Annotated in this window: 10 protein-coding genes and 1 pseudogene; 7 read left to right on the forward strand and 4 right to left on the reverse strand. The window is 65.1% G+C overall.

The window, feature by feature from the left end:
• Window positions 1–86: 86 nt before the first annotated feature.
• Entirely contained in the window at window positions 87–4,541 is a 4,455-nt protein-coding gene (gltB, locus tag ACM0O9_RS10725) for a glutamate synthase large subunit (RefSeq protein WP_164230184.1), read from the reverse strand.
• Between the two features lie 173 nt (window positions 4,542–4,714).
• A complete protein-coding gene (locus tag ACM0O9_RS10730) occupies window positions 4,715–5,104 on the reverse strand; it encodes an I78 family peptidase inhibitor (RefSeq protein WP_032954733.1) in 390 nt (129 codons plus the stop codon).
• Between the two features lie 111 nt (window positions 5,105–5,215).
• On the opposite strand from ACM0O9_RS10730, the gene ACM0O9_RS10735 reads away from it, so the two are divergent.
• Window positions 5,216–6,274 carry a DNA topoisomerase IB gene (locus tag ACM0O9_RS10735; protein ID WP_065178673.1) on the forward strand — a complete coding sequence of 353 codons (1,059 nt, stop codon included), beginning with the start codon at window positions 5,216–5,218 and terminating at the stop codon, window positions 6,272–6,274.
• Here ACM0O9_RS10735 and ACM0O9_RS10740 read toward each other — a convergent pair.
• Window positions 6,262–6,570 (reverse strand): hypothetical protein, encoded by a 309-nt coding sequence (locus ACM0O9_RS10740; RefSeq protein ID WP_005421049.1) that lies wholly within the window; start codon window positions 6,568–6,570, stop codon window positions 6,262–6,264. The genes ACM0O9_RS10735 and ACM0O9_RS10740 overlap by 13 nt on opposite strands.
• A 196-nt stretch (window positions 6,571–6,766) precedes the next feature.
• Between ACM0O9_RS10740 and ACM0O9_RS10745 the strand changes: the two genes are divergently transcribed.
• From ACM0O9_RS10745 to ACM0O9_RS10760, 4 genes are all read left to right on the forward strand, one after another.
• Complete coding sequence (locus tag ACM0O9_RS10745; protein ID WP_414604224.1) at window positions 6,767–7,873, forward strand: SDR family oxidoreductase; 1,107 nt, start codon at window positions 6,767–6,769, stop codon at window positions 7,871–7,873.
• Between the two features lie 235 nt (window positions 7,874–8,108).
• The gene (locus tag ACM0O9_RS10750) at window positions 8,109–8,270 is read left to right on the forward strand and encodes a hypothetical protein (protein WP_155760601.1); all 162 of its coding nucleotides are present in this window, start codon (window positions 8,109–8,111) and stop codon (window positions 8,268–8,270) included.
• A 489-nt stretch (window positions 8,271–8,759) separates the two neighbouring features.
• Window positions 8,760–10,880 carry a peptidase domain-containing ABC transporter gene (locus ACM0O9_RS10755; protein WP_414604225.1) on the forward strand — a complete coding sequence of 707 codons (2,121 nt, stop codon included), beginning with the start codon at window positions 8,760–8,762 and terminating at the stop codon, window positions 10,878–10,880.
• Entirely contained in the window at window positions 10,877–12,121 is a 1,245-nt protein-coding gene (locus tag ACM0O9_RS10760; RefSeq protein ID WP_065178678.1) for an HlyD family secretion protein, read from the forward strand. Before ACM0O9_RS10755 ends, ACM0O9_RS10760 begins: the two co-directional genes overlap by 4 nt.
• Window positions 12,122–12,198: 77 nt before the next feature.
• On the opposite strand, the pseudogene ACM0O9_RS10765 reads toward ACM0O9_RS10760, so the two are convergent.
• Window positions 12,199–13,259 (reverse strand): annotated as a pseudogene (locus ACM0O9_RS10765) (serine hydrolase domain-containing protein).
• Window positions 13,260–13,447: 188 nt separating this feature from the next.
• Here ACM0O9_RS10765 and ACM0O9_RS10770 point away from each other — a divergent pair.
• Together ACM0O9_RS10770 and ACM0O9_RS10775 are read left to right on the forward strand one after the other, a co-directional pair.
• Entirely contained in the window at window positions 13,448–13,834 is a 387-nt protein-coding gene (locus ACM0O9_RS10770; protein WP_005421039.1) for a BlaI/MecI/CopY family transcriptional regulator, read from the forward strand.
• Between the two features lie 3 nt (window positions 13,835–13,837).
• Window positions 13,838–15,829 carry a M56 family metallopeptidase gene (locus tag ACM0O9_RS10775; RefSeq protein WP_414604226.1) on the forward strand — a complete coding sequence of 664 codons (1,992 nt, stop codon included), beginning with the start codon at window positions 13,838–13,840 and terminating at the stop codon, window positions 15,827–15,829.
• The last annotated feature ends 70 nt before the right edge of the window (window positions 15,830–15,899 follow it).

The following is a 15,899-nucleotide window of genomic DNA, read 5'->3' on the forward strand; positions in this document are numbered from 1 at the left end:
GCGGCCGGCACTACGTGATCCTGGGTTGCCGGCCAGCGGCCGGCACTACGTGATCCTGGGATGCCGGCCAGCGGCCGGCACTACCGTTATGCGGCGCGTCGCAGGGTTTCGGTCAGCGACTCGATGCTGGCGGCCTTGGGTTTGACCAGCCAGAACTTGCCGATGTAGTCGCGGAACTCGTCCAGGATCTGCTGTGCCCAGATGCTGCCGGTCAGCTCGCGGTGGCGGCCGATCAGGCGGTGCAGGTGCTGGCGGTAGTTCTCGAAGCCTTCGGCGGAGACGCGATGGATGTCGATCAGCTCGTGGTTGTAGCGGTCGACGAAATCGCGGTCCACGTCCAGCACGTAAGCCAGGCCACCGGTGAAGCCGGCGCCGAAGTTCAGCCCGACCTTGCCCAGCACCAGCACCACGCCATCGGTCATGTACTCGCAGCAGTGGTCACCGGCACCTTCCACCACTGCCAGCGCGCCCGAATTGCGCACCGCGAAACGCTCGCCGGCGCGGCCCGCGGCGAACAGCTCGCCACCGGTAGCGCCATACAGGCAGGTATTGCCGATGATGGCGGTGCTGCGTGCCTCGAAGCGGGCGCCACGCGGCGGACGCACCACCAGCCGGCCGCCGGCCATGCCCTTGCCGACGTAGTCGTTGGCCTCGCCTTCCACTTCCAGGTGCAGGCCGCCGACGTTGAAGGCGCCGAAGCTCTGCCCGGCACTGCCGCGGAAGCGCAGTTCCAGCGGTGCTTCGGCCATGCCCTGGTTGCCGTGCGCGCGCGCCACCGCGCCGGCCAGGCGGGTGCCGATGCTGCGGTCCGTGTTGTGGATCAGGAAGCGATGCTCGCCACCGCGCTTGTGCTCGATGGCCGGGGCCAGCAGGCCATCCATCTGCGTGGCCAGGCTGTCCGGCGATTCGTACAGGCGCTGCGCGGCGCAGTGGCTGCCTTCGTAGCGGGCATCGGCCAGCAGCCGCGACAGGTCCACGCGCACGCCGTCGCGCGGTGCGGCGTCGATCTGCCGCAGCAGGTCGGTACGGCCCACGATTTCTTCCAGCGAACGCGCGCCCAGGTACGACAGCCAGCCGCGCACTTCCTCGGCCAGCAGCCGGAAGAAGTTCTCCACGCGTTCGGGCTGGCCGGTGAAGTGGTTCTCGCGCAGGCGCTCGTCCTGGGTGGCCACGCCGGTGGCGCAGTTGTTGAGGTGGCAGATGCGCAGGTACTTGCAGCCCAGCACGATCATCGGCGCGGTGCCGAAACCGAAGCTGTCCGCACCCAGCAGCGCGGCCTTGACCACGTCCAGGCCGGTCTTCAGGCCGCCATCGGTCTGCAGCAGGGTGCGCCCGCGCAGGTCGTTGGCCAGCAGCGCCTGGTGCGCTTCGGCCACGCCCAGTTCCCACGGCACGCCGGCATAGCGGATCGAGCTGACCGGCGACGCACCGGTGCCGCCGTCATGGCCGGAGATGGTGATCAGGTCCGCACCGGCCTTGACCACGCCTGCGGCAATCGTGCCGACGCCGGCATGGCTGACCAGCTTCACCGACACCAGCGCGGTCGGGTTGACCTGCTTGAGGTCGTAGATCAGCTGCGCCAGGTCTTCGATCGAATAGATGTCGTGGTGCGGTGGCGGCGAGATCAGGCCGATGCCCGGGCGCGCATAGCGCAGGCGTGCGATCAGTTCGTTGACCTTGTGCCCCGGCAGCTGGCCGCCCTCGCCGGGCTTGGCGCCCTGCGCGACCTTGATCTGCAGCACCTCGGCATTGACCAGGTATTCGGCGGTGACGCCGAAGCGGCCCGAGGCCACCTGCTTGATCTTGCTGCGCTTCGCGGTGCCATAGCGTGCGGGATCCTCGCCGCCTTCGCCGGAATTGCTGCGGCCGCCGAGGCGGTTCATGGCGATGGCCAGTGCCTCGTGCGCTTCCGGCGACAGGGCGCCGAGGCTGATCGCTGCAGTATCGAAGCGCGGGAACAGGGCGCTGGCCGGGGCGACCTCGTCCAGCGGCACCGGCATTGCGGCCGGCACCAGTTCCAGCAGGTCGCGCAGCGCCGATGGCGGGCGCGCGTGCACCGCATCGCAGTACTGCTGCCACGCACGCGGGTCACCGCTGCGCGCGGCGCGCTGCAGGGTGGTGACCACGTCGGGGTTGTACATGTGGTACTCGCCGCCGTGCACGTACTTCAGCAGGCCGCCCACGTCCACGCCCTGCTGCGCATCCCAGGCCTGCGCGCACAGCTCGTGCGCGTCGGCATCCAGGCGTGCGAAGCCGGCGCCGCCGATGCGCGAGGCGGTGTCCGGGAAGCACATGTCCACAACCTCGGGTTCCAGGCCGATGATCTCGAACAGCTGCGCGCCGCGATAGCTGGCCACCGTACAGATGCCCATCTTCGAGATGATCTTCGACAGGCCCTTGTAGATGCCCTTGCGGTAGCGGCGGCCGATCTGCGACTGCTCGCCGCCCTTGCTGAGCTTGAGGATGCCGCGTCGGCCCAGGTCGAACAGGGTCTGGTAGGCCAGGTACGGATACACCGCGGTGGCACCGAAGCCGAGCAGGCAGGCCATGTGGTGCGGGTCGCGCGCGGTGCCGGTTTCGACGATCAGATTGACGTCGCAGCGCAGCCCCAGCCGCGAGAGGTGGTGGTGGATGGCGCTGGTGGCCAGCAGCGCATGCACCATCGGCCGACCGGCCACCGGGTAGCGGTCGGACAGCAGCAGCATCACCATGCCCTCGCGCGCGGCCTGCTCGGCCTCGGCACAGATGCGCTCGATGCCGGCACGCAGGCCCTCGTCTTCGCTGTAGGACAGGTCGAGCAGGCGGTTGGCCTGCACGTACTGGTCCATCTTCAGCAGCTGGCGCAGCTTGCGCTGGCTCAGCACCGGCGAGTTGAGGATGACGTGGTTCACCGTCTCCGGGCCGGCATGGAAGATGTTGGTCTCCTTGCCGAGCTGGGTGGACAGGGACATCGCGCAGTCTTCGCGCAGCGGATCGATCGGCGGGTTGGTGACCTGCGCGAAGGCCTGGCGGAAATAGTCGTACAGCGGACGGCTGCGCTGGCTCAGCACCGCCATCGGTGTGTCGTCGCCCATCGAGCCGGTGGCTTCCTGCTCGGTCTCGGCCAGTGGCCGCAGCACCTGTTCCACTTCCTCGCTGCTGAGCTGGTAGAGCTTGTGATAGCTGCGCAGGGTGGCTTCGTCGAACGGTTCTTCCACCAGCGACGGGTCGATCAGTTCGGTCTGCAGGTAGGTCACGCCCTGCTGCAGCCACTGCTTGTACGGCGCGCGACCGCGGTTGATGCGGTCCACCGCGTCCGAATCGAGCAGGTCGCCGCGCTTGAGGTCGATGGCCACCATTTCGCCGGGGCCGAGCTTGCCCTTGCGCACCACGCGCTCGGTCGGCACTTCCCACACGCCGGCTTCGGAGGCGACCAGGAAGTGGCGGTCGGCGGTGAGCATCCAGCGCGCCGGGCGCAGGCCGTTGCGGTCCAATGTACAAACCGCATAGCGGCTGTCGCAGGCGACGATGCCGGCCGGGCCGTCCCACGGCTCGCTGTTGAGGCCGTGGAATTCGTAGAAGGCTGCCAGGTCGGGGTCCTTGAACTCCAGCGACTGGGTGGCCGGCGGCACCAGGATGCGCAGCGCCTGGATCAGCTCCATGCCACCGGCAACCATCAGCTCCAGCATGTTGTCCAGGCTCTGCGAATCCGAACCGTGCATGGAGATCACCGGATCGAATTCGGCGATGTCGAAGCGTGACGTCTTCCACACCTTGCTGCGCGCCTGCGCCCAGCGACGGTTGCCTTCGATGGTGTTGATCTCGCCGTTGTGGGCGAGCATCCGGAACGGGTGCGCCAGCGGCCAGCGCGGCAGCGTGTTGGTGGAGAAGCGCTGGTGGAACACGATCGCGCTGGAGGCCAGTTCGCGGCGTTGCAGGTCGGGGAAGAAGCGGCTGAGCTTGTCCGGCAGCACCATGCCCTTGTAGCTGATCGCATCCGGGGTGAGGGTGGTGACGTAGAAGTCGGCATGGTCGCGCAGCTGCTGTTCGCTGCGGCGACGGGCCAGGAACAGCGCCAGCGCGAAGCCGGCATCATCCTGGCCGACGCCGGCATCGACGAACACCTGCTCGATGCGTGGCAGGGTGTCGCGCGCCAGCTGGCCGCAGACGCTGTCGTCGGTGGGTACCTCGCGCCAGCCGGCGACCTTGCAGCCGACCGCTTCGACCTGCGCCTGCAGCTGCGTGCGGCAGGCGTGTGCAGCCTCGGCATCGTGCGGCAGGAACACCAGGCCGGCAGCGAAGCGTGCGGCGACGGCGATGCCGGCTTCACTGGCCAGCAGTTTCAGGAACGCATCGGGGCGGCGCAGCAGCAGGCCGCAGCCATCGCCGGTCAGGCCATCAGCGGCGACGCCGCCACGGTGGGTCATGCGCGAAAGCGCGGCGATGGCGGTATCAACCAACAGGCGCGAAGGTTGATCGTCGAGCTGGGCGACCATGCCAAATCCACAGGCATCGCGCTCGGAGCGCGGGTCGTAAAGCCCTTGGCGGTTGCGGGGGGCCATCTCTACCTCGATGCGTATAGGGTTGGCGGCGACACTCGTCCCCGCTCATTCCCTGGAGCGCATCGTGAGGCCACCGGATGCCTCGACTAGATCACAGGTTGCTGCAGCGCCGCAATACACGGTTGCAGGTGCAACAGAACGCGCCGGCATCCCGTGCCGGCGCGCGGTCGGGCTCAGCCGCAGCGCACGCCGCTGACCAGGCCCTTGTCGTCCACTTCGATGTTCAGGCGGTCGCCGAGGAACTCCATGGTGGCGACGTCATTGGGCTTCATGACGCGCAGCTGGTGGGCACCGGCATCTTCCTGCGCCTGCTTGCCCAGCGCGTCGGCGTAGGCCTGGCCGACCAGGCTCTGCACCTGGCTGGCATCGCAGGTGCCGACCGGCGGTGCCTCGGTGGCCTTGCCGGTTTCGTCGGCCGGTGCCTTGGCGGCTTCGGCCGCCTGCTGGGCATGGGCAGTGGCCGAATCCTGTTCATCCAGCGCCGGAGCCTGGCAGGCGGTTAGGGCCAGCACGGCCGGCAGCAGCAGGGCGGAGAGCGAACGGGCGCGAATCGGGAACGACATCATGACTCCGGAAGGGATTGTGAAAGCCCGAGCATAGCGGCGAACCGACCCTCACGTGTTTGTCTTCTGTTATCGACAGGTTCGCGGCATCGCGACGGCGACACTGCGGTCATGCCAACCTCCTCTACCCCCGAACGACAGGCCGCGCGCGCGGCCGGCCTGCGCTATGTCGATGACACCCAGCCAGGCATCAGCCGGCGTCGCGCCGGCAAGGGCTTCAGTTACCGCGATGCCGATGGCCACGCGGTTCGCGATGCCGCCACCCTGCAGCGCATCCGTGCGCTGGCGATTCCACCTGCGTATACCGCCGTGTGGATCTGCGCCCACGCCAATGGCCACCTGCAGGCCACCGGCCGCGATGCGCGTGGACGCAAGCAGTATCGCTACCATGCCGATTGGGCGAAGGAGCGCGATGCCGGAAAGTTCGACCGCATCATCGCCTTTGGCGAGGCGTTGCCCACGCTGCGGCGGCGGCTGTCGCGCGATCTGAAGCAGCCCGGCTTCCCGCGCGACAAGGTGCTTGCGGTGGTGGTGGCCCTGCTGGCCGACACCCTGATGCGGGTGGGCAACGAAAGCTATGCACAGGAAAACAAATCCTACGGGCTGACAACGCTGCGCAACCGCCACCTGGACCTGCTGCGCGGTGGTCGCGTGCGCATGCGCTTCCGGGGCAAATCCGGGCAGTTGCACGAGGTGGTGGTGGGCGATCGGCGGCTGGGCACGCTGGTACGCGGCATCCAGCAGCTGCCCGGGCAGGCGCTGTTCCAGTACCGCGACGACGAAGGCGCGCTGCAGCCGGTGGATTCCGGCGCGGTGAACGACTACCTGCGCGAGGTGATGGGCGAAGACTTCACCGCCAAGGACTTCCGCACCTGGGGCGGCACGCTGGCGGCGGTACAGGCATTGGCCGCCACCGAACTGCCGGAACCGGCCAGCCAGCGCGCGCTGGCCAAGGCGCAGCGTGAAGTGGTCTGCCAAGTGGCGGCACGGCTGGGCAACACGCCGGCCGTGTGCCGCAAGGCCTACATCGACCCGTGCGTGTTTGCCGGCTGGGAGCGCGGTGAGCTGGCCTCGCTGGCCGGCCTGCGAGGCCCGCGGCAGTGGGAGCAGGCCACGCTGAAAGTGCTGCGCCGGGCGCGGCGGCTCAGTCGCAGTCGTCAGCCGCAGTAGATCGCAACGATGTTGTTGGTCCGGCCCTTCTCGATGGTCAGGCGGTCGCCGCCTTCGCTGGCCGGCGGCACCCTCGGGCCGTCGTGGCGCAGGACCCGCACGTGCAGGCTGTCGCTGTCCACGCGTGCGCGGGCCACAGTGGCGTCCGAGGCGGCCAGGCCCACCGCGCCGCGCACCCTGTCGCTATGGCACTGGCCGGAAATCACACCGTCGATCGGCTGCACCTGGGCCATCGGTGTGCTGCTGCAGGCGGCAAGGGCAAAGCAGGCGGCGGCGGTGGCGATGGCATGTTTCATGGAGGCACTCCTGGTGTGATTGCGTGCAGGGTGCGACGTCAGACGTGGTGGCGGAATGAATGCCGTGCACATCGTGGACACGGCGCGCTCACCGCCGCCAACAGCGTGGGTGGAGACACTGCAGGAGCGGCATGGGCCGCCCCCCGGTAGTGCCGGCCGCTGGCCGGCAGCCCCTTTCCCTCCCGAGGAGACCTGCATGGCCACCACCAGGAAGACCCCCGCCCGCCGTAAGGCATCGCCGAAAGTGCGCAAAGGCAGCACCCCGACCAAGACGGTCGCCGACCCTGATCGCCCGCGCGTGGTGAAGACCGCAACCCGCAAGGCAGCCGCCAGTGATCCACGGGCGGCACGCGTCGCTGCACGGCAGCGGCGCCTGCAGGACCAGGAGAAGGCCAAGGACGCCCGCGCGGCCAAGAAGGCAACGAAGAAGACCGCCACCCAGGCCGGCGCACGCCGGCAGCCGGAGGCGATGCCGGCACAGCAGCTGGCCAAGCCCGGGCACGAGCACGAACTGGAGCTGGCGCCCCGTTTCCTTGCGCCCGACTACAAGGGCAGCGGCAAGCTGCAGGGCATGCGTGCGATCGTCACCGGTGGCGACTCCGGCATTGGCCGTGCGGTGGCAGTGTTGTTCGCGCGCGAAGGTGCGGATGTGGCGGTACTGCACCTGGACGAGGCCGAAGACGCGGACATCACCCGCCAGCACGTGGAACGCGAAGGCGGCCGCTGCGTGGTGATCGCTGGCGATGTGCGCGATCCGCGTTTCTGCAACAAGGCCGTCAAGCAGGTGGCCAAGGCGTTCGGCGGCATCGACATCCTGGTCAACAACGCCGCGTTCCAACTGCACTGCGAGCGCCTGGAAGATCTGGAGGATGCGCACCTGCAGGAAACCCTGCAGACCAACATCGGCGGTTACATCCAGATGGCGCGTGCGGTACTGCCGCATCTGGGCGAAGGCGCCAGCATCATCAACACCGGCTCGGAAACGGGGATCTTCGGCAGCAAGGCGCTGATCGACTACTCGGCCACCAAGGGCGCGATCCATGCGTTCACCAAGGCGCTGGCCAGCCAGCTGCTGCCGCGCGGCATCCGGGTCAACTGCGTGGCGCCGGGGCCGGTGTGGACGCCGCTGAACCCCGCCGACAAGCAGGCCGAAGACGTGGCGGAGTTCGGCAAGGACAGCGACATGGGCCGGCCCGCACAGCCCGAGGAACTGTCGCCGGCGTATGTGTTCCTGGCCTCTCCGGCCTGTGCCAGTTACATCAGTGGGGCGATCCTGCCGGTGATGGGTGGGCCACGCGGGTAGGGGGAACCTGTTCGGGTCCACCCAAGACGGGATCGCCAACCCAATATTCTCACGTGAGGCTAGTGTCATTGCCTGCCTACTAAGTGCCAGGCGATTTGCAACTTTCCTCATGGATGTGAATGCAAATTCAAGCACATCGTTGACCTGCGGCGTGAATGCGGAGTCCTGAACTGCCGCCGTGTTGGTTGTATTCGTTAAAGAAGATGGTCCCTTCATCAAGGATAAGGAGCATTCCATGAAAGAGATTTCTGCAGATCAGATCGATAGCATCTCAGGAGGATGGCTGCCTTGGGCCGCTGTGGCCGCGTTTGTCTACTACGAACGAAATGAAATCGCGGACTTTGTAGGCGGCGTCTTGGACGGGTTCAATGGAACCAGCTATATGGAGCCAAAGTAAATGAGGGGATTTCGAGAGCTACATTGCGATGAAATCGGAGAAATTTCAGGTGGAGATTGGCAGACTTGGAACTGGGGAAGGATGGTGGGTTCAGCTCTAGGTAGTGCTTGGGGCGCGATGAAGGAGTACGCGGCCTCTCCCGATTCTTCCACTGACGTCATAGTCTAGTTGCTTCCTATTACCTTGGATGCCGGGTGCTTCTACCCGGCATCTTCCATTTTTCGTCGTGGAGCCATTTGTGCAATCAGATGATTCAAAAGGTGGAGGTGAGCGGGGCAATTTCTATGTTTTCAGAGTCAAAAGGCGGGACGCTCATGTTCTTGGTGCGATTGCATTGCTGTGGTTCCTTTGGAGTCAAGGTGGCGAAATTTACATCCTATTCTCAAAGTTCTTTGAAAGCATTTTGCAGCGGGCGTCCGCTTAGTCTGGAGATCCACCGCAATTGAGAACGCAATCGATGAAGTATTTTCACGACTAGGAGGGCGACGCATGGACGCCCCTATACAGTCTGAGGTGGCTGAGTGTGGTCTTGCATGCTTGGCCATGGTCGCGGCGCACCATGGCAACAAGGCCGGGCTTCGGGAACTTCGTCGCCGGTATCCGCTCTCGCTCAAAGGCGCTACGCTGGCTCACATCATTGACGTTGGGGCAAAGCTTGGCTTTCGTTGTCGCCCGTTGAGCTTGGACATGGAGCATCTGAGCCAGCTGCAACTGCCCTGCATCGCGCATTGGGACCTTAATCACTTCGTGGTGATTGAGAAGCTCCATCGAAGCAGCGTCACTGTCCTGGACCCGGCATTTGGCAAGCGCAAGCTATCCTTCGAAGAGGTCTCGCGGCACTTTACGGGCATCGCTCTTGAGCTCCATCCAACCGCAGAGTTCCAGGTCACGCCGCCTCCAGCCGCAGTCTCGCTGAAGCAATTGACCGGAAAGATCGAAGGGCTATGGCGATCCCTCGGCTTGCTGCTGATGTTGTCAGTTGCTCTCCAAATATTCGTGCTGATAGCGCCATTCTTCATGCAATGGACAGTTGATCAGGCACTAGTCGCTTCCGATAGAGACCTTCTGACTGTACTTGGCCTCGGCTTTGGTCTGGCACTTGTACTGCAGGTATGCATCGGACAGATTCGCGGCAGAGCGGTGATTTATCTGTCGAATCGGTTGAGCCTGCAGTGGACCGGCAACGTCTTTCGACATCTCATGCACTTGCCCTTGGATTACTTTGAGAAGCGCCATCTGGGTGACGTCACCTCGCGCATGGGGAGTGTTCAGGCCATTCAGCGAACGCTGACGACAAGTTTTGTTGAAGCGCTGATCGACGGTCTCATGATGACAGTGACGCTTGGCATGATGTTGCTGTACAGCTGGAAGCTCGCTCTCGTCACCCTAATCGCCGTCGCCCTGTATGCCGTCGCGCGCGCGTTAGCATTTAATCCTCTTCGGCGCGGAACCGAGGCGCAGTTGCTCGCGGGGGCAAAACAGCAGAGTCATCTGCTTGAGTCAATCCGCGGAGTTCAGTCAGTGAAGGTCGCGGGCCGCGAGTCGATTCGCCAAGCTGGCTACTTCAACCTTTTGAACGATGCCATCAACCGAGACATTTGGCTTTCGAAGTTTGGCCTGGGTTTCAGTGGCGCAAGCCAATTTGTGTTTGGTCTGGAACGCATCGCGGTCATCTGGATTGGAGCGCTTCTCGCAATGGAGAGCGTGTTCTCAGTGGGTATGCTGATCGCTTACCTTGCCTACAAGGATCAGTTCTCACAGCGCGTGGGCGCCTTGATCGACAAGTGGGTGGAACTCCGCATGCTTCGCTTACATGGTGAGCGGCTTTCTGACATTGTTCTCACGGAGCCGGAGAGCCCTTCTTTAAGGTCAGGTGGTCTGCCCCCTGATGATCTGCGTATCGAGGCCGATGGACTTGGCTTTCGCTATGCTCCTGGTGAGCCGTGGGTACTCAGGAACTGTAGCCTGGTGATTGAGCCCGGCGAATCGGTGGCCATCATCGGTCCCTCGGGTTGCGGAAAGACAACATTACTGAAGATTCTGCTTGGCCTTCTGCAACCCTCCGAAGGCGAGGTTCGAGTCGGGGGCGTGCCGCTTTCCAAGCTCGACATGGATGCCTATCGCCGAGTGATCGGAGCTGTAATGCAGGATGATCAGCTCTTCGCGGGAAGTGTGAGTGAAAATATTGCCTTCGAGGATCAGGACTGGGACGAAGATCGAGTGCGTGAGGCAGCTCGCCTAGCTGCAGTCCACGACGATATCTCTGCGATGCCAATGGGGTATAACAGCCTGATCGGAGACATGGGAACCTCCTTGTCGGGAGGCCAAAGGCAGGGGGTAATCCTTGCTAGAGCCTTGTATCGGAAGCCTCGTTTTCTCTTTCTTGACGAGGCAACCAGCCATCTGGACGTGGATCGAGAGAGGCTTGTCAGCAACGCGGTGCGGAAGCTTGACCTCACCCGAGTGATCATTGCTCATCGTCCCGAGACGATCGCTAGTGCCGACCGAGTCCTCGTTATGCATGCGGGGACGATTGCTCCGGAACTGAAGCGAAGCCCTTCGGGTCCTTTGGCGAACGGAGAACAGCGTGAAAAGGTCACTGTTTCATGAGCGATTTGTTCCGAAAGGAGGCAGTGGACGCACAGCGGCGCAGCTGGCTCGGGGCGATATCTCTCGCGCAACCTGTTCGATTCTGGATTCTGGGGCTCTTCGCAGCGATAGCTGCCTCGACAATTGTCAGCTTCCTGTACCTGGGCGAGTACTCGCGCAGATCGCGGGTACTGGGTGAACTTGTGCCAGATCTCGGGCTGTCCACAGTCGTCGCTCCCTCTGCAGGTGTCGTGTCAAGGTTGAATGTGGAAGAGGGCGACCATGTTCGTGTTCAAGATGGACTGCTGACAGTGAATGTTCCAAGAGTCACGTCCTCCGGTCGCGATTCTGTGTCTACCTTGCTCGATGCCCAGAGGAGCCGAATTGCAAGCGTAAGCGCGATCAGCGAGTTTCAGGACAGACAGTTTGCAGCCCAGCAGGACGGCGCCAAAGCGCAGCGCAGCGCGATGTTGCAAGAGCTAGCCCAGATTGAGTCTGAGATCCAGACACGCGGCGAGCAGGTAAGGATCGGGCGCGAAACCGTAGCTCGCTATAGAAGCGTGGAGGATCAGCGTTATGTGAGTCTCGTTCAGATCAACCAGCAAGAGCAATCGACACTTGAGATGGTGAACGCACAGCAGGCGCTCCAACGCCAAGCGACGTCAATTCGTAGGAGTCTGGCTGAACTGGAGCAGCGCCTTGCGGAGATTCCTCAGCAGAGGCTGTCGACTAAGGCCGCGTCTGAGCGGGACTTGGCGGCACTGAGCCAGGAAACTATTCGGATGGAGGCCGATGGCGAACTCCTTCTTCGGGCTCCCGTAGCCGGACTTGTCGCGAACCGGTTGGTCGAGGCCGGACAGGCCGTACAGCCAGGTCAGGCGATTCTTAGCTTGCTACCCGAAGGGTCCGAGCTAAGAGCGCAGTTGCTTGTCCCGAGTTCCGCGATAGGCTTCGTGAAAGTGGGTGATCGAGTTTTGCTGAGGTACCAAGCATATCCCTACCAAAAGTTCGGTACTCATGAGGGCACCGTAATTCGCATCTCCAGAAGCGCAATGATGAAAAGTAAGGAGAGCAACGATCCAAATCAGTCCCTGTATCGTGTCTTCGTTTCGCTGGACCACCAGGATGTTCTGGCATATGGGAACCGCGAGCCACTGCGTCCAGGTATGCAGCTTGAAGCAGATATTATGGGAGAGCGCCGAAAGCTCTATGAGTGGTTACTCGAGCCGCTCTACTCTGTCACGGGAAAATTTACGAGATAGTTGATGATGCGCACATCGCGGACACGGTGCGCTCATTGCCGCCAACATGGATGGAGATACTCCAGGAGCGGCATGCGCTACCCCTCGCAGTGTTGCCGCTGCCTGCCGCGTCTGAGCGCTGTTTCAGCAGTCGCATAGAAGTCGGCAATGCGCGGAATGAACTGCTGCGGATTGGCACCGACTAGATTGGTCAGCACCACTACCGCCACGCCGCGCTCGGGATAGACCACGAAGGCCGAGCGCGCACCGCCGATGCCGGCCACCTGAAGGTCGGGCGATGCGCGTAGTACCGCCCAGCCACCCGCCCACGGGCCGGCACGGCCATCCGCCAGGCGCTCTGCGCTCCAAATCCGCCGCAGGGCCGTCTCCGGTAACAGCCGGCCTTCGGTCAGCGCGACCAGCCAGCCCACAGGCTCGGCGGCATGTCGTAGAACCAGTGCGACAGGCGCGGCGGCATGTCGGCCGCATCGGTGGCGCGCGGCGCCAGGCTGTACATCGTTGCCACATCCGGAATCAGGTCATAGCTGTCGCCAAAGGTGGTGCGGGCCATGCGTGCACCACTGAACTGGCCGGTGGCAACGAAGCGTTCGTAGGACATGCCGGATTGCCGCGCGATGATCCGCGACAGCAGCACGTAGTTGGTCTGGTTGTAGGCAAAGCGCTGACCGGGTGCCGCTTCGAGCGGTCGCGCGCTGACCGCCGTCCATGCCTGCGCTTCGGAGCCCCCGCCCAGCAGGCCGTTGGCATCGAGGATGTCCGGCAGTCCCGAGGTGTGTGCCAGCAACTGACGCACGCGCACCTCCCTCCATGTGGCCGGGAGATCATCCAGGTAACGTGAGGCGGGCGCGTCCAGATCCAGTTGCCCCTGTTGTGCCAGCTGTGCGGCAGCCACGCCGGTAAACGCCTTGGTGGCCGAATTGAGCGGGAAGCGGGTGTCCCGCGAGGCAAGCACGCCGTTCTCGACGTTGGCCAGGCCGTAGGCTTCGGAGAGCACGATCTGCCCGTCCTTGACCACCGCGACCTGCAGCCCGGGGATGCGCTGCTCCAGCATGATCTGGCGGATCAGGCGGCGGGTCTGGTCGTTGGCCTGGTCCTGGCTGGCAGAGACGGCGGCGAAGGGCAGGGCACTGATGAGCATGAGCACGACTCGGAGCGTTGGGCGGAACATGCGGAATTCCAGCGGGCGTTGCGAATCGGATGCAGACAGCGCGTCGAAGGTTTAAGCGCTCGGTGCCCTACCGTTCGTCGGCCCGTGACTTCCGGGGGGTTGACTACAGCTGTCGTCAAGCTGACAGTGGCGACACGTGTAGTCAAGGGAGTGGTGTCATGCGCGGCAAGACCATCGGGGACCAGGAACTGGCCCTGCTGCAGTACATCGATGAACATGCGCCGGCCAGTGTCGGCGAGGTCGCCAGTGGCTACGGCGAGGCCCGCGGGCTGGCCCGCTCCACTGTGCTGACGATGATGGAGCGCCTGCGGGCGAAGGGGTATCTTCAGCGCCGGCAACAGGACGGCATCTACCGCTACCAGGCCACCCGCGGCCCGCAGAGCGTGCTGCAGGGCGCGGTGGCGCAGTTTGTCGACAACACCCTGCAGGGCTCGGTGTCGCCGTTCGTGGCCTATCTGTCGCAGCGGCAGAAGGTCAGCGACAACGAACTGGCCGAACTGGAAGCGCTGGTCGCCCAACTCCAATCGCGTCGCCACGAGGGCTGAGCCATGGACACCACGATGCTGATCCCGATGCTGGAACGGCTGGGCTGGACCAGCCTGCAGACCGTGCTGCTGGTAGCCCTGGTATATGGCGTGTGCCGCGCGCTGCCGTCACTGTCGGCGGCGACCCGCTGCCGCCTGTGGTGGCTGGTATCGCTGCAGGCCGTGCTTGGCCTGTTCTGGAGCCAGCCGCTGCAGCTGGCCTGGCTGCCCGCACCGCAGGCGGTGGCGATGACCGCAACCGATGCGGCTGCCGACGTGGTCTATCCGCTGGCCCCGGAAGCCTCGGCGCAGCTGCTGGCGACGATGCCGATGCCTGCAGCAGACACGCCAGCAGTGGCGTGGTGGGCCATCGCACTGGCCGGCCTGTGGATGTCCGGCGTGCTGTTGACGGCCCTGCGCACCTTCGGTGAGTGGCGTCGCTGTCGCGCGCTGCTGGCAGCGGCCTATCCCTGCGAGGACCAGGCGTTGGTGCAGGCCCTGCAGTTGGCTTCCGATGCACATGGTGTGCGGCCTGCGCCGCGGTTGTGGATGAGCACGCAGGTGGACGCACCGCAGCTGGTCGGTCCGTTCCGCCCGGTGCTGCTGTTGCCGGCGGGCGAGAACGCCCTGCAGGGCGACGCGCTCGACCTGGCCCTGACCCACGAACTGCAGCACCTGCAGCGGCGGGACCTGCAGTGGGGCCTGCTGCCTGCGCTGGCCCAGCACCTGTTCTTCTTCCATCCGCTGCTGCGCCTGTCGGTGCGTGAATATGCACAAGCGCGCGAAGAAGCGGTGGACGCAGCGGTGGTGGGCCAGCACGCTGCCAGCCGCCAGGCCTATGGCCGTCTGTTGCTGCAGCTGGGGGTGGCACCGCAGCCGCACCTGGGCGTGGCCAGTGCCGCACCGGATGCCACCAGCCTCAAGCGTCGCCTGCTCTCGCTGCAGCCGCGCCGGGCCTGCCCCCGCATCCTGGCGATGGCGCTGACTGCTGTGGTGGTGGTGGTGGGCGTGGCGCCGATGCGACTGGTCGCAGCGCCGGTGCCGCCGGCACCGCCCGCGCCACCGGCGGCACCCAAGGTCGTGGCGCCAGCACCGCCGAAGGCTCCCAAGGCTCCGGCCGCACCGCCATCCGCCGCGGGCGTGCCGGCGGCCCCGGCCGCGCCTGCAGCACCGGCCACGCCGGCCGAACCCGCTGACGCGACCGGGCCCGACGATGCCGATGTGGCCGATGTCGACGATGCCACGGGCATGGCCGAAGACGATGAAGGCACGACGTCGGCCGCCACCTCCATCACCACCTACGGTCGCCTCGACCTGGGCAGGTCGCCCCGGGAGGCCTTCGTTCTGGTTGATGGTGATTCGACCTTCGCCAACGGCGGCATGGACGACGTGACGGTGGCCCGCAGGCAGCTCGGCAAGGGCCCGGCGTTGTGGTTCCGCCAGGGTCACAAGCGCTACGTGGTGCGTGACCCGATGCTGATCCAGACCTTGCAGCGTGCCTACAGCGGTGCCGTAGAGCTGGGCCGCCAGCAGAGCGAACTGGGCCGGCAGCAAAGCGTGCTGGGTCGCCAGCAGGGTGAACTCGGCAGGCAGATGGGCGAAATGGGCCGCCTGCAGGGCGAGGAATCGCGCCGCATCGCACTGGCCGCCGCCGAGGTAGCGCGTAGCGCGATGGCCGCCCACGACATCAACCGTGAGGCGGCTGCGGAAGCGGCGAAGGCGGCGCGGGGCGCGACCTACGATGTGGCCGTTGCCCGCGAGGCGGCACGTGAGGCCGCCGCACAGACACGTCGTGCGATGCAGGACGTGGACAACGAAACCGCGCGCGCCAGCGACACCCGCGAGATGCAGCGCCTGGCCAGCCAGCAGTCTGAACTGGCCAGCCGCCAGGCTGCGCTGGGCAGCCAGCAGGCCGCGTTGGGCGAGCGCCAGGCACGCGTGCATGCGCAGGCATCGCAGCAGGCGCAGCAGGTGATCGCACGCGCCCTGGCCAGTGGCAAGGCCGAGCGACTCTGATCGGTAGTGCCGCCCGCTGGCCAGGGCGCGTGCGATCACCTGCTGCGCCTGCTGCGATGCCTGCGCATGC

Origin of the sequence: Stenotrophomonas sp. FR012, assembly GCF_047520565.2 — a bacterium.
GTDB lineage: Bacteria > Pseudomonadota > Gammaproteobacteria > Xanthomonadales > Xanthomonadaceae > Stenotrophomonas > Stenotrophomonas sepilia.